A 21,568-nucleotide genomic window follows, 5' to 3' on the forward strand; every position below is an offset into this window, starting at 1 on the left:
GCGGTGAAACCGGCGGGGCGCACGCTGTCGCCATGACCACACCACACCGCCCTGCCACGGACCGAGAGCTCGCGGTCCGCGCCGTCGGGCTCGTCAAGCAGTACGGCGACCAGCGCGCCGTCGACGGGGTCGACCTCGAGGTGCACCGCGGCGAGGTCTTCGGCGTCCTCGGCCCCAACGGCGCCGGCAAGACCACCATGCTCAAGATGCTCGCCACCCTGATCCCGATCGACGGCGGCCGGGGCGAGGTCTTCGGGCACGACGTCCGCACCGAGCCCCACGTCGTACGCCAGCTGCTGGGCGTCACCGGCCAGTACGCGTCGGTCGACGAGAACCTCACCGCCTCCGAGAACCTCTGGCTCTTCGCCCGGCTGCAGGGGCTGGGGCGCACCGAGGCGCGCCGACGCGGACAGCACCTCCTCGAGCAGTTCGACCTCGTCGAGGCGGCCACCAAGCCCATCTCGGCCTTCTCCGGCGGCATGCGCCGCCGCCTCGACCTCGCCGTCAGCCTCATCACGCGTCCGCCCCTGATCTTCCTCGACGAGCCGACCACCGGCCTCGACCCGCGCACCCGCGGCCAGATGTGGGACACCATCCGCGAGCTCGTCCGTGAGGGCAGCACCGTCCTGCTGACGACGCAGTACCTCGACGAGGCGGACCAGCTCGCCGACCGCATCGCGGTGATCGACCACGGTCGCAAGGTGGCCGAGGGCACCGCCGACGAGCTCAAGTCGTCGGTCGGGCGCGCGACCCTCCAGCTCCAGCTCGTCGACGTCGCCGACCTGGCCGCCACCGCCGCCGTCGCCGAGCAGCTCCTCGGCGAGGCGCCCGTCCTGACCCCCGAGTCCCGGCGGGTCAACATCCCGCTGCAGCGCACCGACCAGTCCGTCGACGTGCTCGTCGCGCTCCGCGACCGCGGCATCGCGATCGAGTCGGTGACCGTGCAGAAGCCCTCCCTCGACGAGGTGTTCCTCGCCCTGACCGGGCACGACACCGGACAGGAGGCCGACGCCGCGGCGCCGGCTGCCGGCGAGGCCACCCCGTCCGACCACTCCGAGCAGATGGAGACCTCCCGATGACGTCCACCCTCGTGTCCGGCCCCCCGGACACCACCGACCTGCCGACGCGGGTGAGCCTGGCCGACACGGTCTCGCAGACCCTGACGCTGGCCTGGCGGGCCACGGTGAAGATGCGACGCAGCCTCGAGGTGATGTTCGACGTCACCATCCAGCCGCTGGTCTTCACGGCGATGTTCGCCTACATCTTCGGTGGCGCGATCTCCGGGGACGTCGAGAGCTACCTGCCGCTCATCATCCCCGGCCTCATCGGCCAGACGGTGCTGACGGCCTGCGTCGCGACCGGCGTACAGCTGCGCACGGACCTCGACTCGGGTGTCTTCGACCGGTTCAAGGTCCTGCCCATCGCCCGCATCGCGCCGCTCGCGGGTCCCATGGTGGCCGACATGCTGCGCTACTTCATCGCGGCCGTGCTCACCTTCACGGTGGGGGTCCTGATCGGCTACCGACCGGGCGGCGGCTTCGCGGGGGTCGCCGGCGCGGTCCTGCTGGCCGTCGTCGCCGGCTGGTCGTTGGCCTGGATCTTCACGTTCTTCGGCCTGGTCGGACGCAACGCGCAGGCCGTGCAGGGCATCTCCCTCCTGGTGATGTTCCCCCTGACCTTCCTGTCCAACGCGTTCGTGCCCACCGAGACGATGCCGGGGCCGCTCCGGGCGTTCGCGGAGGTCAACCCGGTGTCGCTGGTCATCACCGCGCTGCGCGACCTCGCCAACGACGGCCAGGTCACCGGAGCCGTCGGGTGGGCGCTGCTCGGCTGTGCCGTCGTCGTGGCGGTCTTCGCGCCGCTGTCGGTGCGGCGCTTCAAGAGGATGTGACCCAGGCACCGCGCAGTCGCTCGACGACCTCCACCGCGTCGGGCACCAGCTCGGGAGCGGCACGCGCGGCCAGCTCGTCCACGAGCTGGCCGAGGCGCCCCGGTGCCCGCGCGTCCGCGAGCGCGACCATCGGCTCCCAGGCCAGGACCGGGATGCTGCGGTTGTAGGACCATCGGTGCGCGAGCGCGAGGAGTCGTACGCCGTCCTCGTGCTGGTGGGCAGGTCCGTAGCGCAGCGTCCAGGCCGCCAGCCCCACGAGCAGCACGCCGTTGAGCGGGAGGTCGGTGAACCAGAGGCTGCCCTGCGGCGTCCGTGGCCCGATCCCCATGACGAGGTCGCGCAGCTGGTCGGCCCGGGCGTCCTGGTCGCGCGTGCCGTAGCGGGCCCGGCTCACCAGCGCTGACGACGCGGCGAGGCCGAGCCAGGGGTTGATCCCCACACCGGGGTCGGACTCGACCACCAGCTCGACCAGGGCGTCGTAGCGACGGATCCCGTCGAGGTGGTGGCCACGCGCGATCGCCAGCTCGGCCTGCGCGGTCTGCCAGGTCATCCGGGCGCCCATCTGGGCCGACTCACCCTCCGGGGGTCCGAAGCGCTCGAGCATCTCCTCGGCCGCCGCGACGTCGCCGTCCATCAACGGAGAGATCGCCGTGGCCATCTGCAGGCTGTAGGCGTCGGTCAGCGAATGCACCCGCAGCAGCAGGGGCCACGCGATCCCCGCGTGGTGCGACGCCCGGTGGTGGTCGCCGATCGCCATGGCGAGCTGGCTGAGCTCGGCGTGCAACGAGGCCGTCAGGTACGGCGGCAGCGGGCCCACTGCGAGCGCCTGCTCGGCGAAGGAGCGCCCACCTTCGACGTCACCGGCGTTCTCGGAGACGATCGCTGCCCACAGCAGGAGCACCCCGGCCAGAGCGGGGTGCGGTTGAGCCGCGGCGACCCGGGCCAGGCGCGCGGTCGGGTCGGTGGGGTCGTCAGCGACGTGGACCGTGTGCGCGATGAGGCCCCAGGTGCCGACCGGCACGTCTCCCTGGACCACGAGCTCCCGCAGGCCGCCCAGCTCGGCACCCGGCATCCAGCTCAGGTGGATCATCAGCACGCCGGCCGCGTCCTGGGCCTGGGTGTGGAGACCGGACGGCACGTCCCAGCCCGTCAGGAGCTCGGCGGCCGCGTCGCAGACGGCGAAGACCCGGGGCTGGTCGCCCGTGATCGTCCACAGGCTGCCCAGCAGCGCCACGAGACGGGCGACGAGCTCGCGATCACCGACGGACAGCCCGTGGCGGAGCACGTCGGTGAGGTTGTTCTGCTCCCGGACCAGGAGGTCGATCTGCGCCACCTGGTCCTCGGCGACGACGACGTCCCCCGAGCGGTCGGCCAGGTCGCACGCCCAGCGGCGTTGGGCAGCCAGCGCGCCCTCGAGCTCTCCGGTGCGGACCAGCTGGCCCGCGCCGAACTCACGGATGGTCTCCAGGGCGCGGAAGCGTGCGGTGCCGTCCTCCTCGCCCATCACGAGCAGGGACTGCTCGACCAGTCCGTCCAGCAGGTCGGACCCGGCGGGTCCGAGCACCGCCAGGGCGGTGGCGCGGGCCACACCGTCCTGGAACACCGACAACCAGGCGAGGGCACGCTGCTCATCGGCCGTCAGGAGGTCCCACGACCAGGCGATGACGGCCTCGAGGGTGCGGTGCCGATCGGGGGTGCTGCGGTCCCGGCTCCGCAGGGTCGCGAACCGGTCCTCGAGCGCGGTCGCCACCTCGGCGACGGTCATGGTCCGCACCCGCGCCGCGGCGAGCTCGACCGCGAGAGGAAGGCCGTCGAGCCGGGCCACCACGGCGCGCACCGCATCGCTGTCGACGACGGCGTCCGGCCTCGTGGCGGTGGCACGGCGGACGAACAGCTCCTCCGCGTCCTCGGTGGAGAGCTGGCTGAGCGGCACCGCACGCTCGGCGGCGAGCCGCAGGGGTGCCCGGCTGGTCGCCAGCACCTGGAGGTCTCGTGTCGTTGCGAGGAGGAAGGCGACCAGGGCGGCCACGGGCTCGAGCACGTGCTCGCAGTTGTCCAGCACCAGCAGCGTCGGGCCGTCGTCGAGCTCCTGCGCGAGACGCCCCCGGACGTCGGCCTGCTGCGCCGGGGTGAGGGCGAGCCGCGTGGTGACCGAGCCGCGCACGCCGAGCGCGGCACCGACGGCCGCCACCACGTCGTCCCCGGTGCCCACACCCACCAGCTCGACGACGTGCACGTGCGGCAGCCGCGACTCGCGGGCGAGGACCTGCGCGATGCTGGTCTTGCCGATCCCGCCGGGCCCGAGCACGGTGACCAGCCGCGACGCGGCGAGTGCGGCCCGCAGCCGGGCGAGGTCGTCGTCGCGACCGAGCAGCCCGACCGCGTCGAACCTCAGGCCGGTGCGCACCGGCTCGTCGGCTCCGAGCAGCTCGGCGTGCAGGCGCTGGAGGGTGGGGTCCGGATCGACCCCGAGCCGGTCCACCAGGTCGGCGCGGTAGGACTCGTAGCGCGCGAGCGCCGCCGCCGGTCCGGCCGTGGCCGCCTCTGCCCTCAGCAGGGCGGCGAGGACCTCGGTGTCGTCGGGTCGGCGGTCGTGGGCGACGACCAGCCCGTCGTACGCCTCGGCGTGGCGGCCCAGCCGCCCGGCCGCAAGCGCGGCGACCTCGCGCGCCGTCGTACGACGTCGGGCGCCGGCGCGGCGCAGGTCGGCCAGCGGGCCGCCGTCACCCGGCGACGCGACCGCGAACCCGGCAGCGCCGGAGGCGAGCCTGAACGCCTCGGTCGCGTCCCCTCCCGCCAGGGCGGCGCGGGCCGCGTCGAGCATGACCGCCTGGGCGCGTGAGTCGACCTCGTCGTCCGCGACGCCGAGCCGGTAGCCGCTGTCGAGGCGCACGATGACGTCGGCCGCCGAGGCCGACCGGGTGCGCGAGACCAGCACCTGCAACGCCTTGGCCGGGTGGACCGGCGCGGCGTCCGGCCAGATCTCCTCCGCGAGCCGGCCGTCGCTCACCCCTGCGGGCTCCTCGGCCAGAGCGGCGAGGAGGGCACCGACCCGCTCGCCCGGGAGCGGGACACCGTCCCAGGACACCGCGTCGAGGAGCCGCAGGCGGGTCACTCTCGTGCCCGCGGATGCGCCGTGGCGAAGACCTCGCGGAGGTTGTCGACCGTGACGAGCGTGTAGACCTGCGTCGTGGTGACCGAGGCGTGGCCGAGCAGCTCCTGCACGACCCGCACGTCCGCACCGCCGTCGATGAGATGGGTGGCGAACGAGTGCCGCAGCGTGTGCGGCGAGACCGACGCCGTCACCCCCGCACGCTCGGCGGCCTTCACCAGCACCGCCCAGGCGCTCTGCCGCGAGAGCCGCCCGCCCCGCGAGTTGAGGAACATCGCCGGGCCCCCGCGCCCCGCACCGACGAGCTCGGGCCGGGATCGAGCGAGGTAGTCGGCCACGGCCTCGCGGGCATAGCCGCCCACCGGCACCAGCCGCTCCTTGCCGCCCTTTCCGCGCAGCAGCACGGTCCCGTCGACCTGGTCGAGGTCGTCGATGTCGAGACCGACGGCCTCGGATATCCGGGCGCCGGTGCCGTAGAGCAGCTCGAGCAGCGCCCGGTCGCGCAGCGCGAGCGCCGTGTCGGGGGCGCCCGCGGCCTCCAGGATCGCCTCCACGTCCGACAGCGGCAGTGCCTTGGGCAACCGCTTCGCCGGGGTCGGCGGCTTCACCGCTGCGGCGGGGTCGGCGAGGGCGAGGCCGTCGGAGACGGCGAACTTGTGGAAGCCGCGGACCGCCACGACGGTGCGCGCCGCCGAGCTCGCACCGAGAGGAGGATGGCCCTCGCTGCCCTCCCGCAGGCTGACCAGGAACGCGGTCACCGTCGCCTCGGTGACCGCGTCGAGGTCGTCGATGCCCTCGGCGCTGAGGAACTCGTCGTAGCGCCCCAGGTCGCGCCGGTAGGAGCTCAGCGTGTTGACCGCGAGGCCGCGCTCGACCGCGAGGTGGTCGAGATAGGTGCGTACGGCGCGGCCCAGCGTCACGCCACCAGTCAACAGCCTGTCACCGCAGGATGCTGTCGAGTCCCACCGACTCGATGCCGACGGCGTCACCCACCGGGCCGTTGGTGAGCTGACCGGCGTGGGTGTTGAGACCGAGCGCGAGGCTGCGGTCGTCGCGCAGCGCCTGCGCCCAGCCCTTGTCCGCCAGCGCGACGGCGTAGGGCAGCGTCGCGTTGGTCAGGGCGTACGTCGAGGTGTTGGGCACCGCGCCGGGCATGTTGGCTACGCAGTAGAAGACCGAGTTGTGCACCTCGTAGGTCGGGTCGTCGTGCGTGGTGGCGTGCGAGTCCTCGAAGCACCCGCCCTGGTCGATCGCGATGTCGACGAGGACCGAGCCCGGCTTCATCCGCGAGACGAGGTCGTTGCTGACCAGCTTGGGCGCGGCCGCGCCCGGGATCAGGACCGCGCCGATCACCATGTCGGCCTCCATCACCTGCTGCTCGACCGTGAGCTTGGACGAGGCGAGGCCGTGGACCTGGTTGTTGTAGCGCCAGAACGACATCCGGAGCTTGTCCAGGTCGGTGTCCAGCAACGTCACGTCCGCGCCCATGCCGAGCGCGATGTTGGCGGCGTTCTGGCCCGACACGCCGGCACCGATGATGACGACCTTCGCGTTGGCCACGCCGCCGACGCCGCCCATGAGGACGCCGCGACCGCCGTTGGCCTTCATCAGCGAGTACGCCCCGACCTGGGGCGCCAGGCAGCCGGCGACCTCCGACATCGGGTAGAGCAGGGGCAGCCCGCCGGACGGCAGCTGCACGGTCTCGTAGGCGATGGCGGTGACCTTGCGCGCCATCAGCTCCTCGGTCAGCGGCTTGTCGGCAGCGAGGTGGAGGTAGGTGAAGAGGGTCTGGCCCTCCCGCATCCGGTGGTACTCCTCGGCGACGGGCTCCTTGACCTTGAGGATCATGTCGGCGGTGCCCCACACGTCGTCGGCCGACTCCAGCATGGTGGCGCCCGCGGCGACGTACTCCTCGTCGGGGATCTGCGACCCCTCGCCGGCGGTCTTCTGCACGACGACCTCGTGGCCGTGCTGGACCAGCTCGTGCACCCCGATCGGGGTCAGGGCGACGCGGTACTCGCGGTTCTTGACTTCCTTGGGTACGCCGACCTTCATGCCTTGCTCCTCAGGGTTCCCGGGGGGCGCACGACTGTGTGTCGCCCCTCACAGCGGGAGCGAGACTACTCCCGAAAGCCCTCACCGCGCGTCGAGGGTCCCGCGCTGCCGGAGCACCGCGTAGGCGAGCACCGCCTGGGCCAGCGGCCCCTGCCGCACCCGTCCCTCCAGGACCGCCTCGAGGAGGTCCGCCATCGGCACCCAGAAGCGCTCCATCTCCGCCTCCTCGTGCCGCATCTCGAAGTCTCCGCGCGGGGCGTGGGACAGGCCGCGCGCCAGGAAGATCTCGTGCACCTCGTCGCTGATCCCGGCACTCGCGTAGGTGCTGAGCAGCAGCTGCCAGTGCGCCGCCTCGAGCTCGACCTCCTCCTGCAGCTCGCGCTTCGCGGTCTCGACGGCCGGCTCCTCACCGGCGTCGCGCAGCCCCGCCGGGAGCTCCACGAACTCCTGACCGCTGGTGTGGCGGTACTGACGCAGGCAGATGACCCGCTCCGCGTCGTCGACAGCGAGCACGATGACCGCACCGGGGTGCTCCAGGCTGATCCGGCTGAACTCGTCCGGGTGGCCGGGTCGGGTGATCACGTCCTCGCGGAGCGCGACCACCCAGCCGTCACGGTGCAGGTCGCGGCTGGAGACCACCGGCCAGGACATCGGCCGGTCGGCGGGCAGTTCCACGGGACGTTCTGCGGACGTGTCTCCTGATGGGGTGGACATGCCCTCAACGCTAGCGCTGATGGACACGGTCGGTACGGTCACCCTCATGACGTTGGCGACCCTGACCAAGCACGAAGCAGCGACCCGTTCGGCCCTCCTCGAGGTGCAGCGCTACGACATCGCGGTCGACATGACCGGGCTGCTCGAGGGCGATCTGTTCGCCTCCACCAGCACGATCACCTTCACCTGTGCCGAGCCCGGCGCGACCACGTTCGTCGACATCGCCGCCGACGTCGTCCGGGCCACCCTCAACGGCGAGGACGTCGACGTCTCGCTCGCCGCCGACGGGCGGCTGCCGCTGCCCGCACTGGCCGCGGACAACGTCCTGGTCGTCGAGGCCAGCACCACCAACACGGCGACCGGCGAGGGCATCCTGCGCACGGTCGACCCCACCGACAAGCTCGTCTACGTCTGGACCAGCCTCGAGCCCGACGAGGCCCGCCGGGTCTGGGCCTGCTTCGACCAGCCCGACCTCAAGGCACCCCACCGCTTCGTGGTCACCGCGCCCGCGTCGTGGCTGGTCACCTCCAACGGTGCCCCCGAGTCCATCGAGGACGCCGACCCCGCCGTCGGGATGGACGCCCGCACCTGGACGTTCCCCGACACCCCTCGTCTGTCGACGTACGTCGTCGTGGTCAACGCCGGCCCGTTCCACGAGGTCCGTCGCCAGCACGACGGCTACGACCTGGGCTTCTACTGCCGCCAGTCGCTCGTGTCCGTCATGGAGCGCGACCTCGACGAGCTCGTCACGCTCACCCGTCAGGGGCTGGCGTTCTTCGGCGAGCGCTTCGCCTGCCCGTTCCCCCAGGAGCGTTACGACCAGGTCTTCGTGCCCAACCTCGGTGGCGCGATGGAGAACTGGGGCTGCGTCACCTACGGCGACGGCCAGCTGTTCCGCACTCCCCCGACGCACGCCCAGCGCGGTGTCCGGGCCGAGTTCATCTTCCACGAGATGGCTCACATGTGGTTCGGCGACCTCGTGACCATGCAGTGGTGGGACGACCTCTGGCTCAACGAGGCCTTCGCCTCCTGGGCGGCCAACTGGGGCATGGCCGGGGCCACCGAGTTCACCGAGCAGTGGGCGACGTTCCTCGCCGCCTCCAAGCGGACCGCGTACGAGATGGACATGAGCCCCGCCCGCCACCCCATCCGCAGCGACGTGCCCGATGTGTCCGCGGCCATGTCCAACTTCGACGCGATCACCTACGTCAAGGGCCAGAGCGTGCTCCACCAGCTCGTGGCCTACATCGGCGAGGACGCGTTCGTCGAGGGCCTGCGCGACTACTTCAGCCGCTACGCCTTCTCCAACACCCGCCTCGACGACCTGATGGACTGCTACGCCCGTGCCTCCGGTCGCGACCTGTCCGCCTGGACCAAGGCCTGGCTGGACGAGGCCGGCACCGACGTCATCTCCCTGTCGAGCGACGACGTGCTGGTGGTCGAGACCACCGACGACCAGGACCCGCGCCCCCACCGCCTCGACATCGCGGTCTTCGACACCTCCGGCGACGACCTGGTCCCCGTCGGCCGGTCCTCGCACGAGGTCGACGGCCTGCGCACGCCGGTCGAGCTGCCCGCCGGCGACCTCCGGCTGGTCAACGCCGGCGACTTCACCTTCGCCGCCGTCAAGCCCGACCCGACCTCGCTCGAGCAGATGCTGGCGCGGATCCACCAGTTCGGCGACCCGCTCGACCGCGCGCTAGTGGCCGCCACTGCCGGCCAGCTGCTCCTGCTCGGCGACGTCGCCCCGCGCGACGTCTCGGCGGCCCTGGCCCGCGCGCTCGCCTCGGAGACGACCCCCGCCCTGATCGAGCCGTTCCTCGGCCAGGCGCTCCAGGTCGCCGACCGCTGGGCGCCCGCGGCCGAGTCCCCCGGCCTGCTCCGCGGGCTCGCCGACGCCGTCGTGGGCCTGGTCGACCTCCCCGACGCCCGCCAGGCGGCGCTGCGCACCCTCGCCGCCTCCGCCTCCACCGAGCAGCACTGGTCGGTCCTCGAAGCGGCGGCCGAGCAGGCCACCGACCTCGACCTCGCCTGGCGGATGGCCGTACGCCGCTCCGAGCTCGGCGACTACGACGAGGACCGCGTCGCGCGCCTGCTGGAGGCCGACCCCGACCCCGACGCGGGGATGCGTCGCCTGGCCGTCCTCGCCGCCCGCCCCGACCTCGAGGCCAAGGAGGAGGTGTGGAAGGCGTTCTTCGTCGACTACGCCGTCCCCGCGAGCCGCGAGACCCTCGTGCTCGGGTCGACGTTCTGGCGCCCCGGCCAGGCCGAGCTGCTGGCCCCCTTCACCCACCGCTACCTCGAGGAGCTCCACACGCTCAAGGGCGGGCTGCTCAACCAGGGGCTCACCATCCGCGCGATGTACCCGCTCGGCGCCGGCGACGCGGCGTTCCTCGCAGCTGCGGAGACAGCGGCCGACGACACCAGCCTCATGGCCTACGCCCGCAACCAGCTGCGCTCGAACTCCTTCGTGCTCGGCCGGATCCTGCAGGCCCGCCGGCTCTGACGCAGGTCGTTGGTCGAGGAGGTCGCGCCGCGACCGTCACGAGCGCCGGTCAGCCGAGCGCGTCGGCCACCACCAGGATCTCGTCGACCACCGCGTCCAGCGGCGCGGTGGCGTCCACCACGATACCGTCCGGCGTGTCCTCACCGGTGGCGTGCAGCCGCAGCACCAGCGCGCGCTCCTCGGCCCGTCCCCCGAACTCGTCCTCGTCCCGTGCGTCGAGCCTCGCGCCGAGGGTGCCCGCATCGACGGTGAGGACGAAGACACCGTCGAACACGTCCACGAACCGTGCGACGTTCCGCGAGCCCCCACAGAAGAACGTGACCCGATGAGTGTGGTCGGCGGCCAGTGACCGTACGTCGTCCTCACGCCAGAGGTGGTGCCAGTGCGACGGTTCCCCCGCGGTCGGCTGACCCGACTCCGGATCGCCCTGGAAGGCGAGCTCGGTGTCGCCGTTGACGGCGTGGTGACCGCGGCGCCGCAGCTCGTGGCACACCGAGGTCTTGCCCGTCCCCGAAACCCCTTCGACCAGGAAGTTCCGCACGCCCACCGGGCGGCTCAGGCCTCGGTGTCGGTGTCGTCGTCGTGGCGGCGCAGGCCCGACTCGTCGATGGGGAACCGCTCCGAGCGCTGGCGCTCGATCGCGGCACCGACCAGCCCGGCGAACAGCGGGTGCGGGCGCGTGGGGCGCGAGCGCAGCTCGGGGTGCGCCTGCGTGGAGACGTAGTAGGGGTGCACATCGGCGGGCAGCTCGACGAACTCCACCAGCCCCAGCTCGGGGTTGACCCCGGAGAACACCAGGCCCGCCTCGGACAAGGTGTCGCGGTAGGCGTCGTTGAACTCGTAGCGGTGGCGGTGGCGTTCCTCCACCGTCCCGGAGCCGTACGCCGCCCGCACCACGCTGCCCTCGAGGAGCTCAGCCTTCTGGAGTCCGAGGCGCATGGTCCCGCCGAGGTCACCGGCGCCGTCGACGAACTTCTTCTGCTCCTCGATCGTCGAGATCACCGGCTCCACGGTGTCGGGATCGAACTCCGTCGAGCCCGCCTTCTCCAGGCCGGCGACGTTGCGGGCGTACTCGATGACCATGCACTGCAACCCCAGGCACAGGCCGAGGGTCGGGATGCCGTGGGTGCGGGTGTAGTGCAGGGCGCCGAGCTTGCCCTCGATGCCGCGCACGCCGAAGCCACCGGGCACGAGCACCGCGTCGACGTCGGAGAGCTGCTTGGCCGCGCCTGCCTCGGTGTCGCAGAGGTCGGAGGCGACCCAGCGGATGTTGACCTTAGCCTCGTGTGCGAAGCCACCAGCCCGCAACGCCTCGCTGACGGACAGGTAGGCATCGGGCAGGTCGATGTACTTGCCGACCAGGGCCACGGTGACCTCCTCCGACGGGTGGTGCACCCGGCGGAGCAGGTCGTCCCAGAGGGTCCAGTCGACGTCGCGGAACGGCAGGTCGAGACGGCGCACGACGTAGGCGTCGAGGCCCTCGCGGTGCAGGACCTTGGGGATGTCGTAGATCGACGGCGCGTCTGCCGCAGTGACCACGGCCTCGTCGTCGACGTCGCACATCAGCGCGATCTTGCGCTTGATGCTGTCGGGCAGCTCACGGTCGGCGCGACACACGATGGCGTCGGGCTGGATGCCGATCGAGCGCAGGGCTGCCACCGAGTGCTGGGTCGGCTTGGTCTTCAGCTCGCCCGAGGGGCCGATGTAGGGCACGAGGGACACGTGGATGAAGAAGCAGTTGTCGCGGCCGATCTGGTGGCGCGTCTGGCGTGCCGCCTCGAGGAAGGGCAGCGACTCGATGTCGCCGACCGTGCCGCCGATCTCGGTGATGACGACGTCGATCTCGGGGCCGCCCATCGCGAGGATGCGGTCCTTGATCTCGTTGGTGATGTGCGGGATGACCTGGACGGTGTCGCCGAGGTAGTCGCCGCGGCGCTCCTTGGCGATGACCGTCGAGTAGACCTGCCCGGTCGTCACGTTGGCGATCTGGTTGAGGTCGGTGTCGAGGAACCGCTCGTAGTGACCGATGTCGAGGTCGGTCTCGGCACCGTCGTTGGTCACGAAGACCTCGCCGTGCTGGAACGGGTTCATCGTGCCGGGATCGACGTTGAGATAGGGGTCGAGCTTCTGCATCGTCACGCGGAGTCCGCGCGACTTCAGCAGCTGTCCCAGGCTCGAGGCCGTGAGTCCCTTGCCGAGGGAGGAGGCGACTCCTCCGGTGACGAATACGTGCTTGGTCGGCGTGCGGCTCTTCACGGGCTTTTATCCTACCCGAGTGGGACGGTGCCGTCGGCACCCGAGGCACCGAAAGCGCCACCGGGGGTGGTCAGGGAGCGTTGCAGGGCGAGGATCGCGGCCACCCGACCGGCGCTGGTGTCGATCCCGTCGACGCTGGCGACGACGGCCGCAGCCGGGTCGGCGCGGAGCCGGCCGAGCTGCCCGGGACCTCCGTCGGCGACCGTGCCCGCGACCACGACGCCGGTGGCCTGGGCGGCGAGGCCCTCCGCGATCCCTGCGAGGACCGCGTCCGCACCCTCGTCGGCAGCATCGGTGCCCAGCACCAGCAGCACCAGCGGCGCGCGCCGGCCGGGGTCGGCGGGTTGCTCCATCAGTCCGGCGCCCGTGACGGCGTCGAGGACCGCTCGTGACCTGCCCGTCGCGTCCTGGCCCTCGACCTCCTTGGTCGCCACAGCGAGCCCGATCAGCTGACCGATCCGGTCGTACGTCGACGCGTCCGCCGCGACGGCGTCGCCGCCCTGCTGCGTCAGCAGCTGGCTACCGAGCGTGTCGACCAGGGACTTCTGGCCGGGATCGACCAGGTCGTCGCCCAGGGAGTAGCGGGCGCTGACGGTGCCGCCGGCGGCGGAGATCGCGTCCGTCAGGGCGGTGACGTCCTGCTCATCGGCTCCGGGCACCGTCACCAGGGCGACCGAGCGTTCGGCGAGCCGCCCCGACACCAGGGTCGGCGCCAGCGCGGAGAGGGCGGCGTCGTTGTAGGCAGCACCGGCCTGCGCTTCGACAGGTGCGGCGCTCTCGTCGGTGGCCGTGCCCGTCGCCACGACGCCAGGACCGACGTCGGAGAGCGGACCGCCACCCAGGACGATGCCGGCGGCCAGGGCCAGGAAGACGGCGACGATGGTCAGGACGTGGTGACGCAGGGTGATCACGGGAGGATTCCTCGGACGTTGTCGATCAGGTCGGACGTGGTGCTCGAGACGGTGGGCGAGACGTCGTCGACCCACTGCTGGCCGACGGGCGTCACGCTGATCGCGGCGCCGACGGCCAGGACGCCCGCCACGACGGCACCCAGGAGGTGGCGTGGGCGGACCGCTCCGTCGTACAGGCGCGGCAGCGCGGCCGCGTCGACGAGGTCAGGCCCCAGCTTGAGGCGGGTCAGGAAGGTGCTCGCGAGCCCTCCGCGCTGGCGGTCCAGGAAGTCGTCGAGCGTCGCGTGCATGCCGACGCCGACGATCAGCGACGCGTCGTGGGCCGAGGCGAGCAGCAGCGCCGCGTCCTCGGTGGTGGCGGTGGTCTCGAAGCGGAGCGGCCGGATGCCCATCCGCTCGAGGTGCTCGGTGGTGCTGCGCGGGGCGCCGCGCTCGACCAGGACCACGACGTCCTTGGCCTTGCGCAGGACCGCGGCGCTGGGCTGGTCGTCGCTCGCACCGGTCACGACGACGATGTCCGGCCGGTGACCGGCGCTCGCCAGCGCGTCGGCGCCGCGGTCGACCCCGATCAGGACCGGACGCTGCTCGCGCACGAACGGCTTGATCCCGCGCAGCTCGTCCTCCCAGCCGTGGGACCTGACCGCGACCACGACGGGACGACCGGCGATGTCGGTCGCCGTCCGGGGGACGCCGTGCCCGTGCAGGAGCAGGTCCTGCTCGCGGCGCAGGAACTCGGTGCTGTTGTGCGTGAAGCTCTCCAGCTGTGCGGCCAGGCCGCTGCGCGCCCTGCCCATCTCGGCGCGGACGCCGTCGGCGGTCAGCTCGCGAGCCGGGGCGACGAGGGTGTCTCCGGCGTAGACGACGCCTTCGTCGATGCGGACCTCGGCACCGTCCTTGAGCCGGTCGAAGATCTCCGGGCCGGCACTGTCGACGACCAGCACCCCCGCCTGCACGAGCAGCTCGGGCCCGAGGTTGGGGTAGCGACCGGAGATCATCGGGCTGGCGTTGACGACCGCCGCGACGCCGGCGTCGACGAGCGCCTGCGCGGTGTCCCGGTCCATGTCGACGTGGTCCACCACGGCGACGTCACCCTCGTGGAGGCAGCCGAGGAGGCTGGCGGTGCGACGGTGCACGCGGGCGGGGCCGTGCACACCGGGGAGGCTGGGGGCTGGGCGGGAGCGGACTGCGAACTTCATGACCGCGCCATGCTGTCAGCCGCGACCCTGCCCTTCGGGGAGGCACGCCCGCTCGGGCGCGGCGGCATCGAGCAGCTCGCGAGCGTGGGCCCGAGCGCTGTCGGAGTCCTCGACTCCGGCCAGCATCCGGGAGAGCTCGCGCTCGCGGCCCGGCTCGTCGAGGGTCACCAGGCCGGAGGTCGTGACCGACCCGTCACTGGACTTGTGGACGACCACGTGACGGTCGGCGTACGCCGCCACCTGCGGCAGGTGTGTCACCACCAGGACCTGCGAGCCGCGGGCCAGCTGGGCCAGTCGTCGGCCGACCTCGATGGCAGCCTTGCCGCCCACGCCGGCGTCCACCTCGTCGAAGACGAACGTCGGCACCGAGCCGGACTCGGCCAGGGACACCTCGAGCGCCAGCATCACGCGGGAGAGCTCTCCCCCGGACGCGCCCTTGTGCAGCGCACGAGCGTCGGCACCGGTGTTGGCGGCGAGCAGGAACTCGACGTCGTCGACGCCGTGCGACCCGGCGCGGAGCCAACGGCCGTCGACGTGCAGCTGCGGCCCCGCCGGCTTCTCGGGCGTCGGGACCTCGTTGTGGCTGATAGCGATGGTGACGGTGGCGTGGGGCATGGCCAGGGACGTCAGCTCGTCGCTGACCGCGGCGCCCAGCCGGTCCGCGGCGTCCCTGCGTCGGCGGGTGAGGGAGGAGGCGAGCACCTCGAGCTCGCCGCGGAGGCGGTCGCGTCGCGTCTCCAGCTCGGCGATGTGGCCGCCGGTGTCCTCGAGGTCGAGCAGACGCTTGGCGCCGTCCTCGGCCCACGCCAGCACCTCGTCGATGGTCTCGCCGTACTTGCGCGTCAGCGCCGTCAGGGCGGCGCGGCGCTCGGACACGTGCGCCAGGCGGCCCGGGTCGGTCTCGAGGCTGGAGGCGTACGACGCCACGTCTCCCGCGACGTCGACCAGCAGGTGGCCGAGCTCGGCGATCCGGTCGGCCAGCTCGCCGGCCACCGCGTCGTGCTCGCGTACGCCCTCGAGCGCGTGGCGCGCAGCGCTCGTGGTGGCCAGCGCGTCGGCAGCTCCGTCCTCACTCGACAGTGCCTCGCGCGCCTGTTCGGCGGCGGTGCGCAGCGTGTCGGCGAACCCCAGCCGGGTCTCCTCGGCCGCCAGCTCGGCGTCCTCGCCGGGTCGGGGGTCGACCGCCTCCACCTCGCCGAGGCCGAACCTCAGCTGGTCGGCCTCCCGTGCCCGCTCGCGGGCGGAGCCGACGACCTCGACCAGGGTGCGCTCGGTGGCGGCCAGCTCGGCCCAGAGGCCGGCGTACGCCTCTGCATCAGCGGCCAGCCCGGCGCCGGCGAACCGGTCCAGGGAGGCGCGCTGGGCGCTCGCCCGGAGCAGGCGGTGCTGGTCGGACTGGCCGTGGACCGCGACCAGCGGCTCGGCCACCTCGGTCAACGTGGCCACGGGGACCGAGGCCCCGCCGACCCAGGCGCGCGAACGCCCGTGCGCGGCGACGTTGCGGGCCAGCACGACCCGGTCCTCCTCGACGGCGCCACCGGCGTCCTCGACCGCGTCACGGAAGTCATCCAGGGAGCCGGCCGACACGACGCCCTCCACCCGGGCCTGCATGGCACCGGTCCGTACGGCACCGGGGTCGGCGCGGCCGCCGAGCAGCAGGCCGAGAGCCGTGACCACCATGGTCTTGCCCGCACCGGTCTCACCGGTGATGACCGTCAGCCCGGGCCCGAGCTCCAGCGTCGAGGAGTCGATGACGCCGAGCGAGCTGATCCGCAGCTCCTCAAGCATCGTCGTCACCGTTCTCGCCGTGGTCCCTGCGCCGGCGCTCCGCGGCCCCGCGCCAGCCCTCGACCGGCAGGTCGAACTTCGCGACGAGACGGTCGGTGAACGGCGCCTGGTGCAGGCGCACGAGCCGCACGGGGCGATGGCCCCGGCGGACCTCGATCCGGGCACCCGGTGCGAGGTCGACGGTCCGGCGACCGTCGCACCACAGCACGCCCGAGCTGTTGTTGTTGGCCAGCACCTCGACGGCGAGCACCGAGGTCGGCGCCACCACCATCGGGCGTGCGAAGAGGGCGTGCGCGCTGAGCGGCACCATCAGCAGCGCCTCGACCTCGGGCCACACGATCGGACCGCCGGCACTGAAGTTGTAGGCGGTCGAGCCGGTCGGGGTGGCGCACACGACGCCGTCACAGCCCCAGCGCGACAACGGTCGTCCGTCGACCTCCACGACGACCTCGAGCATCCGCTCGCGAGCGGCCTTCTCGACGCTGGCCTCGTTGAGGGCGAACGTGGACCACACGATCTCCTTGCCCTGCAGCACGCGTACGTCCAGCGTCAGCCGGTCCTCCGCGGTGTAGGCGCGGCCCACGATGGCGGCGATCGTGGACTCGACGTCGTCCTGCTCGGCCTCGGCGAGGAAGCCGACGTGCCCCAGGTTGACGCCCAGCAGGGGCGTGCTCGTCTCGTGGGTCAGCTCGGCGGCGCGCAGGATGGATCCGTCACCGCCGATGACCAGAGCCAGCTCGCAGCCCTCACCCGGCAGGTCGTCCGGCTGCGTCGTCTCGACGAGACCGCCGGTCGCAGCGCGCGGGTCGAGGCCGAGGTCGGCTGCCTCGGCGGCCAGGAGGCGTACGGCGATCCCGTGCTCGGTGAGCGCGTGCACGCAGTCACGAGCGACCTGGCGCACCTCGGCCCGACCGGTGTGGGCGAGCACCAGGACGCGACGCCCGGAGCTCTCGACGGTCACGGCTCCACCCTCTCACCCGCCACCCCCATCGAGGCGGTCCTCTCGACCTCGGCGCGGATGTCGTCCGCACCGATCGCCGCCGGAGCGTGGCGCAGGAGGAGGAAGAACTCGACGTTGCCGGACGGTCCGGGCAGCGGACTGACCGTGACGGCCTGGGCGCCCCACCCCCGCGCGGCAGCCAGGTCGGCGATCGCGGTGACCGACTCCGCCCGCAGGCCGAGGTCGCGCACGACGCCACCCTTGCCGACGCGGTCCTTGCCGACCTCGAACTGCGGCTTGACCATCAGGGCCAGCGCGCCGTCCTCGCGGGTGACCCCGAGAAGGGGATCCAGCACGAGGGCGAGCGAGATGAAGGAGAGGTCGCCCACCACCAGGTCCACCGGCTCCCCCACGATGTCGAGGGTCAGCTCGCGGATGTTGGTGCGGTCGTGCACGTGCACCCGGTCGTCGCTCTGCAGCGACCAGGCGAGCTGCCCGTAGCCGACGTCGACCGCCACCACCTCACGGGCGCCCGCCCGCAGGAGCACGTCGGTGAACCCACCCGTGGAAGCACCGGCGTCGAGGCAGCGGGTGCCCGCCACGTCGAGACCGTGTGCTGCGAAGGCCTCGAGCGCCCCCGCCAGCTTGTGCCCACCGCGGGACACGTAGTCGACCTTCGTGGGGTCGTCGCGTACGACGATCGCCGCGTCCGTCGTCACGCCGGTAGCGGGCTTGGTGGCCGGCGCGCCGGACACGGTCACGCGCCCGGCGGCGACCAGCTCGCTGGCGTGCTCGCGCGAGCGGGCCAGGCCGCGACGGACGAGTTCCTGGTCCAGCCGAAGTCGTCGGGGAGGCACAGGCGTCTCAGGCGTCCGGCTGGCCGTCGGTCGACGGCTCGGGCTGGGCGTCGAGGGCGCGGCGCAGCCGGTCGTGGGCCCGCTCGAAGACCGCCACGTGCTCACTCACCGGTGCGTCGGCGATCGCCGCCACGTCGGCGAGGACCTGGTCCACCGACTCGACGCCGGTGGTCTCGGGCTGCTGGTCCATGGCCGCGAGCCTACTCGGCACCGAGGCGCCGGACCGGCCCGGGCGGGGTCGTGTCGGCCACCCCGGCGGCCTGTCCGGTCTCGTCGAGGTGGCGCCAGCACGCCGTCGCCGCCACCCGCCACCAGTCGGCGTCGTTGCCCGCTCCGGTGACCTGCAGCCGACCGTCCTCGACGGTCGCGCTCCACCCGTTGAGCTCGGCGCCGGCGTCGGTCTCCCGCGGCACGGGATGGGCCTCGAACAAGCCCTCCAGCGTCGGTGAAATATAGGACGGCCGCAGCTCGGGCGTCGCCGTGGCGATGTCCTCCAGCCAGCTCACGCCGGTGAGCACCAGCAACGACCGTACGTCGATCGCGTGCGCTCCCTCGATGTCGGTGTCGAGCCGGTCGCCGATCATGATCGGCCGCTCGCCGCCCACCCGTCGTACGGTCTCCTCCATCAGCGGCTTCTCCGGCTTGCCCGCCACGGTCGGCGTGACCCCCGCGAAGCCCGAGATCGTCCGGACGAGCACCCCGTGACCGGGCGCGAGCCCGTAGGGCGTCGGGATGGTCATGTCCGTGTTGCTCGCGACGTAGGGCAGCCCGTCACGGACCAGCGTCGAGACGCGCATGATGTCGCGCCAGCGCACGTCCGGGCCGTAACCACTCACCACGGCCACGGCGCCGTCCGGGTCGTCGACGGGATCGAGGCCGGCCTCGACGAGCGCGACCCGCAGCCCCTCACCGCCGAGCAGGAGGATCTTCGCGCCGGCACCGTGCTCCTCGAGCAGCACCCGCGCAGCCGCCTGCGCCGAGGTGACGACATCCGCTCCGGCGGCGTCGACACCGACACCCACGAGCTTCTCGGCCACCTGGTCGGGGGTGCGCGAGGCGTTGTTGGTCACGAACGCGACGTGGCGCCCGGAGGCACGCACCCGCTCGATCCGCTCGGCAACTCCCTCGATCGCGTCCCCACCGACGTAGACCACGCCGTCAAGATCGAACATCACCAGGTCGTGCGCCTCCACGACCGCTCCGGTCGACTCCTCGAGCATGCTCCACCCCTTTCCCGGGTTGTGACGTGCGTCCCCCTACGATGCTCCGATGGACCCCGCCACCGACGTGCCTCCGTACGTCGCGAGGCCCCTCACGCTGCTTCCGTTCCGCGCCGTCATGCTGGCCCCGAACCGCGTCGGGGATCCGGCTTCCGCCCGAGCACTGGCGCGACCCTATCGCGACGTCGCCGCCCGGTTGACGTCATGGATCGACCAGGGCAGGGCGACGGCCGACACGTCACCGGCCGTCTACCTGCACGAGTACACCTCCGGTGGACTGACGGTCCGCGGCCTCGTCGGCGCCCTCGGCATGTCAGCACGAGCCACGACCCTGTCCGAGCGTGCCGTGTGGCCGCACGAGGCGATCCACCCCGAACAGGCCGGCGAGCTGGCTGACCGCATGTTCCAGATGGACCTCAACCCTGCTCCCATCCTGCTGGTCCACCACGGAGACCCCGGGCTGCGCGCGCTCATCGCCGGCGTGAGCAGGACGCGACCCGACTGGCGCTACCTCGACCGCACCGGCCAGCGCCAGCGCATCTGGGCCATCCGGTCCGCCGACGTGCTGTCGAGGATCGAGGCGTTGCTCGCCGGGGCGCGTTGCCTGCTGGCCGACGGCCACCACCGCTACGCCGCCTACCTCCGTCTCCAGCAGGAGCACCCGGGCACGGCGTGGGACGCCGGGCTGGCGATGCTCGTCGACCAGGACGACACACCCCTCTTCCTGGGCGCCATCCACCGCACCCTGCCGGGGACCACGCTCACCGAGCTGGTGGTCGCAGCCCGTACGGCAGGAGCCGAGGTGTCCCTGCGAGAGCGACACCACGCCCTAGGCGCACTCGACAGCACGCACCTCGTGCTCACGGACGGCCACGCGTGGCACACCGTCACCCCGCACGGACTCGACCGGGTGGCCGCGGTGTCCTGGCTGCACGACGAGGTGCTGTCACGTCTCCCGCACCGGGCAGAGCGCGTCGAGCACCACCACAACGTCGATGACGCCCTCGCGGCCACGAGCGCGGCCTCCCCCGCGGTGCTGTTGCCCAGCCCGGACTTCGACCAGGTGCGGGCGCTCGTCGAGTCAGGCGGACTCCTCCCCGAGAAGGCCACGTCGTTCCAGCCGAAGCCGAGCCTCGGCGTGCTCATGCGGCCGATGACCGACGCATGATCCTGGCGGCCGACGCCTCCACCTCGACGCGCGACCGTGTCGCTCCTCCGGCCTGGAAGAAGCGACACCTCACCGCGCCTGACACCTCCACCAGGTCGCCCGCGCGCCACGTGAGGATGCTGCGCCTCAGGCGTGGGCCCCACGCGGTGCACGGGATCGAGTCCACGCGCTGACCCGCGGTCGTGCCCACGCCGGGGCCTGCCGGCAACGCCGCCCGAGGCACCGAGATCCGGAACGTCACCAGCGCGTCACCGCTCGGCAGCTCGACCAGCGCGGGCTCCCCCGTCAACCGGCCGACGAGCCGCACGTCGTTGGCCAGGCCCTCGAGCTCCGGGTCGGCTGCGGCAGCCTTCTTCTGTGTCTTTGTCTGTGTCTTGGTCACAGTCCACCTCCTGCCACCTCCTGCGACCAAGAGTGGCCACGGGATGTGACAGTCGTAGGGGCTCCGCCTCCGGACCTGTGGAAAGCCATGACCCGGGACGACCTGTGGACACCAGGTGGTCCGCGCGACGACCTTCGAAATGCAAAAGTGGGGCCGCCCGAAGGCGACCCCACTCTCACAATGTATGTCCGGCGGCGTCCTACTCTCCCACAACCTCTCGGTTGCAGTACCATCGGCGCTGAAAGGCTTAACTTCCGGGTTCGGTATGGGACCGGGTGTTTCCCGTTTCGCTATGGCCGCCGTAACTCTTTCAACCACTACACATCTGCCTCACCCCCCGGGTGTTGCTTGGGGGTTGGGTGTGTTGGTTGGGAACTGCTTAGTGGACGCGAACAACAGATAGATCTTGTCTGTGTGGGTGTTCGTTACGTATGCGCGTTGTACAAGGAGACTTCAAGCATGGGTGCTTGTGTGGTTTTGTACGGTGTTGGGACAAGCCCTCGGCCTATTAGTACCGGTCGGCTGGGCATTGCTGCTGTACACCTCCGGCCTATCAACCCCATGTTCTGTGG

Annotated in this window: 18 protein-coding genes and 1 rRNA gene; 4 read left to right on the forward strand and 15 right to left on the reverse strand. The window is 72.2% G+C overall.

The window, feature by feature from the left end:
* The first annotated feature begins 32 nt into the window (after positions 1 to 32).
* Together BM127_RS21390 and BM127_RS21395 are read left to right on the forward strand one after the other, a co-directional pair.
* A complete protein-coding gene (locus BM127_RS21390; protein WP_091202094.1) occupies positions 33 to 1,079 on the forward strand; it encodes an ATP-binding cassette domain-containing protein in 1,047 nt (348 codons plus the stop codon).
* Complete coding sequence (locus BM127_RS21395) at positions 1,076 to 1,891, forward strand: ABC transporter permease (RefSeq protein WP_091202096.1); 816 nt, start codon at positions 1,076 to 1,078, stop codon at positions 1,889 to 1,891. The genes BM127_RS21390 and BM127_RS21395 overlap by 4 nt, the downstream gene beginning before the upstream one ends.
* Here the strand turns inward: BM127_RS21395 and BM127_RS21400 are convergent.
* The 4 genes from BM127_RS21400 to BM127_RS21415 form a co-directional block, all read right to left on the reverse strand.
* Entirely contained in the window at positions 1,878 to 5,006 is a 3,129-nt protein-coding gene (locus BM127_RS21400) for an ATP-binding protein (RefSeq protein ID WP_091202098.1), read from the reverse strand. The two genes, BM127_RS21395 and BM127_RS21400, sit on opposite strands and share 14 nt — an antisense overlap.
* Positions 5,003 to 5,923: a site-specific tyrosine recombinase XerD gene (xerD, locus tag BM127_RS21405; protein ID WP_231263478.1), complete on the reverse strand. Its 921-nt coding sequence runs from the start codon at positions 5,921 to 5,923 to the stop codon at positions 5,003 to 5,005. Before xerD ends, BM127_RS21400 begins: the two co-directional genes overlap by 4 nt.
* A 19-nt stretch (positions 5,924 to 5,942) precedes the next feature.
* Positions 5,943 to 7,058: an alanine dehydrogenase gene (gene ald, locus BM127_RS21410; protein ID WP_091202100.1), complete on the reverse strand. Its 1,116-nt coding sequence runs from the start codon at positions 7,056 to 7,058 to the stop codon at positions 5,943 to 5,945.
* Between the two features lie 81 nt (positions 7,059 to 7,139).
* On the reverse strand, positions 7,140 to 7,772 hold the full coding sequence (locus BM127_RS21415) for an NUDIX domain-containing protein (RefSeq protein ID WP_091202102.1): 633 nt from the start codon (positions 7,770 to 7,772) through the stop codon (positions 7,140 to 7,142).
* Between the two features lie 46 nt (positions 7,773 to 7,818).
* On the opposite strand from BM127_RS21415, the gene pepN reads away from it, so the two are divergent.
* On the forward strand, positions 7,819 to 10,278 hold the full coding sequence (gene pepN, locus BM127_RS21420; protein WP_157829610.1) for an aminopeptidase N: 2,460 nt from the start codon (positions 7,819 to 7,821) through the stop codon (positions 10,276 to 10,278).
* Between the two features lie 49 nt (positions 10,279 to 10,327).
* Here the strand turns inward: pepN and BM127_RS21425 are convergent, their stop codons facing one another.
* Genes BM127_RS21425 through BM127_RS21465 form a run of 9 tightly spaced genes read right to left on the reverse strand, consistent with a single transcriptional unit; the run spans position 10,328 to position 19,446 of the window.
* Positions 10,328 to 10,819 (reverse strand): AAA family ATPase, encoded by a 492-nt coding sequence (locus BM127_RS21425; RefSeq protein ID WP_231263477.1) that lies wholly within the window; start codon positions 10,817 to 10,819, stop codon positions 10,328 to 10,330.
* 14 nt (positions 10,820 to 10,833) lie between these two features.
* Positions 10,834 to 12,534 carry a CTP synthase gene (locus tag BM127_RS21430; protein WP_091202108.1) on the reverse strand — a complete coding sequence of 567 codons (1,701 nt, stop codon included), beginning with the start codon at positions 12,532 to 12,534 and terminating at the stop codon, positions 10,834 to 10,836.
* Positions 12,535 to 12,545: 11 nt separating this feature from the next.
* Positions 12,546 to 13,445, reverse strand: a complete 900-nt coding sequence (locus BM127_RS21435; RefSeq protein WP_157829611.1) for a copper transporter — start codon at positions 13,443 to 13,445, stop codon at positions 12,546 to 12,548.
* Positions 13,442 to 14,641 carry a putative cytokinetic ring protein SteA gene (gene steA, locus BM127_RS21440; protein WP_091202112.1) on the reverse strand — a complete coding sequence of 400 codons (1,200 nt, stop codon included), beginning with the start codon at positions 14,639 to 14,641 and terminating at the stop codon, positions 13,442 to 13,444. Before steA ends, BM127_RS21435 begins: the two co-directional genes overlap by 4 nt.
* 15 nt (positions 14,642 to 14,656) lie before the next feature.
* Positions 14,657 to 16,429 carry a DNA repair protein RecN gene (gene recN, locus BM127_RS21445; protein WP_091202132.1) on the reverse strand — a complete coding sequence of 591 codons (1,773 nt, stop codon included), beginning with the start codon at positions 16,427 to 16,429 and terminating at the stop codon, positions 14,657 to 14,659.
* Positions 16,422 to 17,390 carry an NAD kinase gene (locus BM127_RS21450; protein WP_091202114.1) on the reverse strand — a complete coding sequence of 323 codons (969 nt, stop codon included), beginning with the start codon at positions 17,388 to 17,390 and terminating at the stop codon, positions 16,422 to 16,424. Before BM127_RS21450 ends, recN begins: the two co-directional genes overlap by 8 nt.
* Positions 17,387 to 18,226 carry a TlyA family RNA methyltransferase gene (locus tag BM127_RS21455; protein WP_091202115.1) on the reverse strand — a complete coding sequence of 280 codons (840 nt, stop codon included), beginning with the start codon at positions 18,224 to 18,226 and terminating at the stop codon, positions 17,387 to 17,389. Before BM127_RS21455 ends, BM127_RS21450 begins: the two co-directional genes overlap by 4 nt.
* Before the next feature lie 7 nt (positions 18,227 to 18,233).
* Complete coding sequence (locus BM127_RS21460; RefSeq protein WP_091202116.1) at positions 18,234 to 18,416, reverse strand: hypothetical protein; 183 nt, start codon at positions 18,414 to 18,416, stop codon at positions 18,234 to 18,236.
* A 10-nt stretch (positions 18,417 to 18,426) separates the two neighbouring features.
* Complete coding sequence (locus tag BM127_RS21465; protein WP_091202118.1) at positions 18,427 to 19,446, reverse strand: HAD-IIA family hydrolase; 1,020 nt, start codon at positions 19,444 to 19,446, stop codon at positions 18,427 to 18,429.
* 49 nt (positions 19,447 to 19,495) lie between these two features.
* On the opposite strand from BM127_RS21465, the gene BM127_RS21470 reads away from it, so the two are divergent.
* Positions 19,496 to 20,614, forward strand: a complete 1,119-nt coding sequence (locus BM127_RS21470; protein WP_091202120.1) for a DUF1015 family protein — start codon at positions 19,496 to 19,498, stop codon at positions 20,612 to 20,614.
* Here BM127_RS21470 and BM127_RS21475 read toward each other — a convergent pair.
* Together BM127_RS21475 and rrf are read right to left on the reverse strand one after the other, a co-directional pair.
* Complete coding sequence (locus BM127_RS21475) at positions 20,589 to 20,996, reverse strand: single-stranded DNA-binding protein (protein WP_231263476.1); 408 nt, start codon at positions 20,994 to 20,996, stop codon at positions 20,589 to 20,591. The genes BM127_RS21470 and BM127_RS21475 overlap by 26 nt on opposite strands.
* 186 nt (positions 20,997 to 21,182) lie before the next feature.
* Positions 21,183 to 21,300 (reverse strand): 5S ribosomal RNA (rrf, locus tag BM127_RS21480).
* Between the last annotated feature and the right edge of the window lie 268 nt (positions 21,301 to 21,568).

Source organism: Nocardioides alpinus (assembly GCF_900112035.1).
GTDB lineage: Bacteria > Actinomycetota > Actinomycetes > Propionibacteriales > Nocardioidaceae > Nocardioides > Nocardioides alpinus.

Excerpts from the sequence above, each read along its gene's own strand:
- BM127_RS21390 (WP_091202094.1), top strand. The coding sequence starts at position 33 with ATGACCACACCACACCGCCCTGCCACGGACCGAGAGCTCGCGGTCCGC.
- BM127_RS21395 (WP_091202096.1), top strand. The coding sequence starts at position 1,076 with ATGACGTCCACCCTCGTGTCCGGCCCCCCGGACACCACCGACCTGCCG.
- ald (WP_091202100.1), bottom strand. The coding sequence starts at position 7,058 with ATGAAGGTCGGCGTACCCAAGGAAGTCAAGAACCGCGAGTACCGCGTC.
- BM127_RS21415 (WP_091202102.1), bottom strand. The coding sequence starts at position 7,772 with ATGTCCACCCCATCAGGAGACACGTCCGCAGAACGTCCCGTGGAACTG.
- pepN (WP_157829610.1), top strand. The coding sequence starts at position 7,819 with ATGACGTTGGCGACCCTGACCAAGCACGAAGCAGCGACCCGTTCGGCC.
- steA (WP_091202112.1), bottom strand. The coding sequence starts at position 14,641 with ATGAAGTTCGCAGTCCGCTCCCGCCCAGCCCCCAGCCTCCCCGGTGTG.
- recN (WP_091202132.1), bottom strand. The coding sequence starts at position 16,429 with ATGCTTGAGGAGCTGCGGATCAGCTCGCTCGGCGTCATCGACTCCTCG.
- BM127_RS21460 (WP_091202116.1), bottom strand. The coding sequence starts at position 18,416 with ATGGACCAGCAGCCCGAGACCACCGGCGTCGAGTCGGTGGACCAGGTC.
- BM127_RS21465 (WP_091202118.1), bottom strand. The coding sequence starts at position 19,446 with ATGCTCGAGGAGTCGACCGGAGCGGTCGTGGAGGCGCACGACCTGGTG.
- BM127_RS21470 (WP_091202120.1), top strand. The coding sequence starts at position 19,496 with ATGGACCCCGCCACCGACGTGCCTCCGTACGTCGCGAGGCCCCTCACG.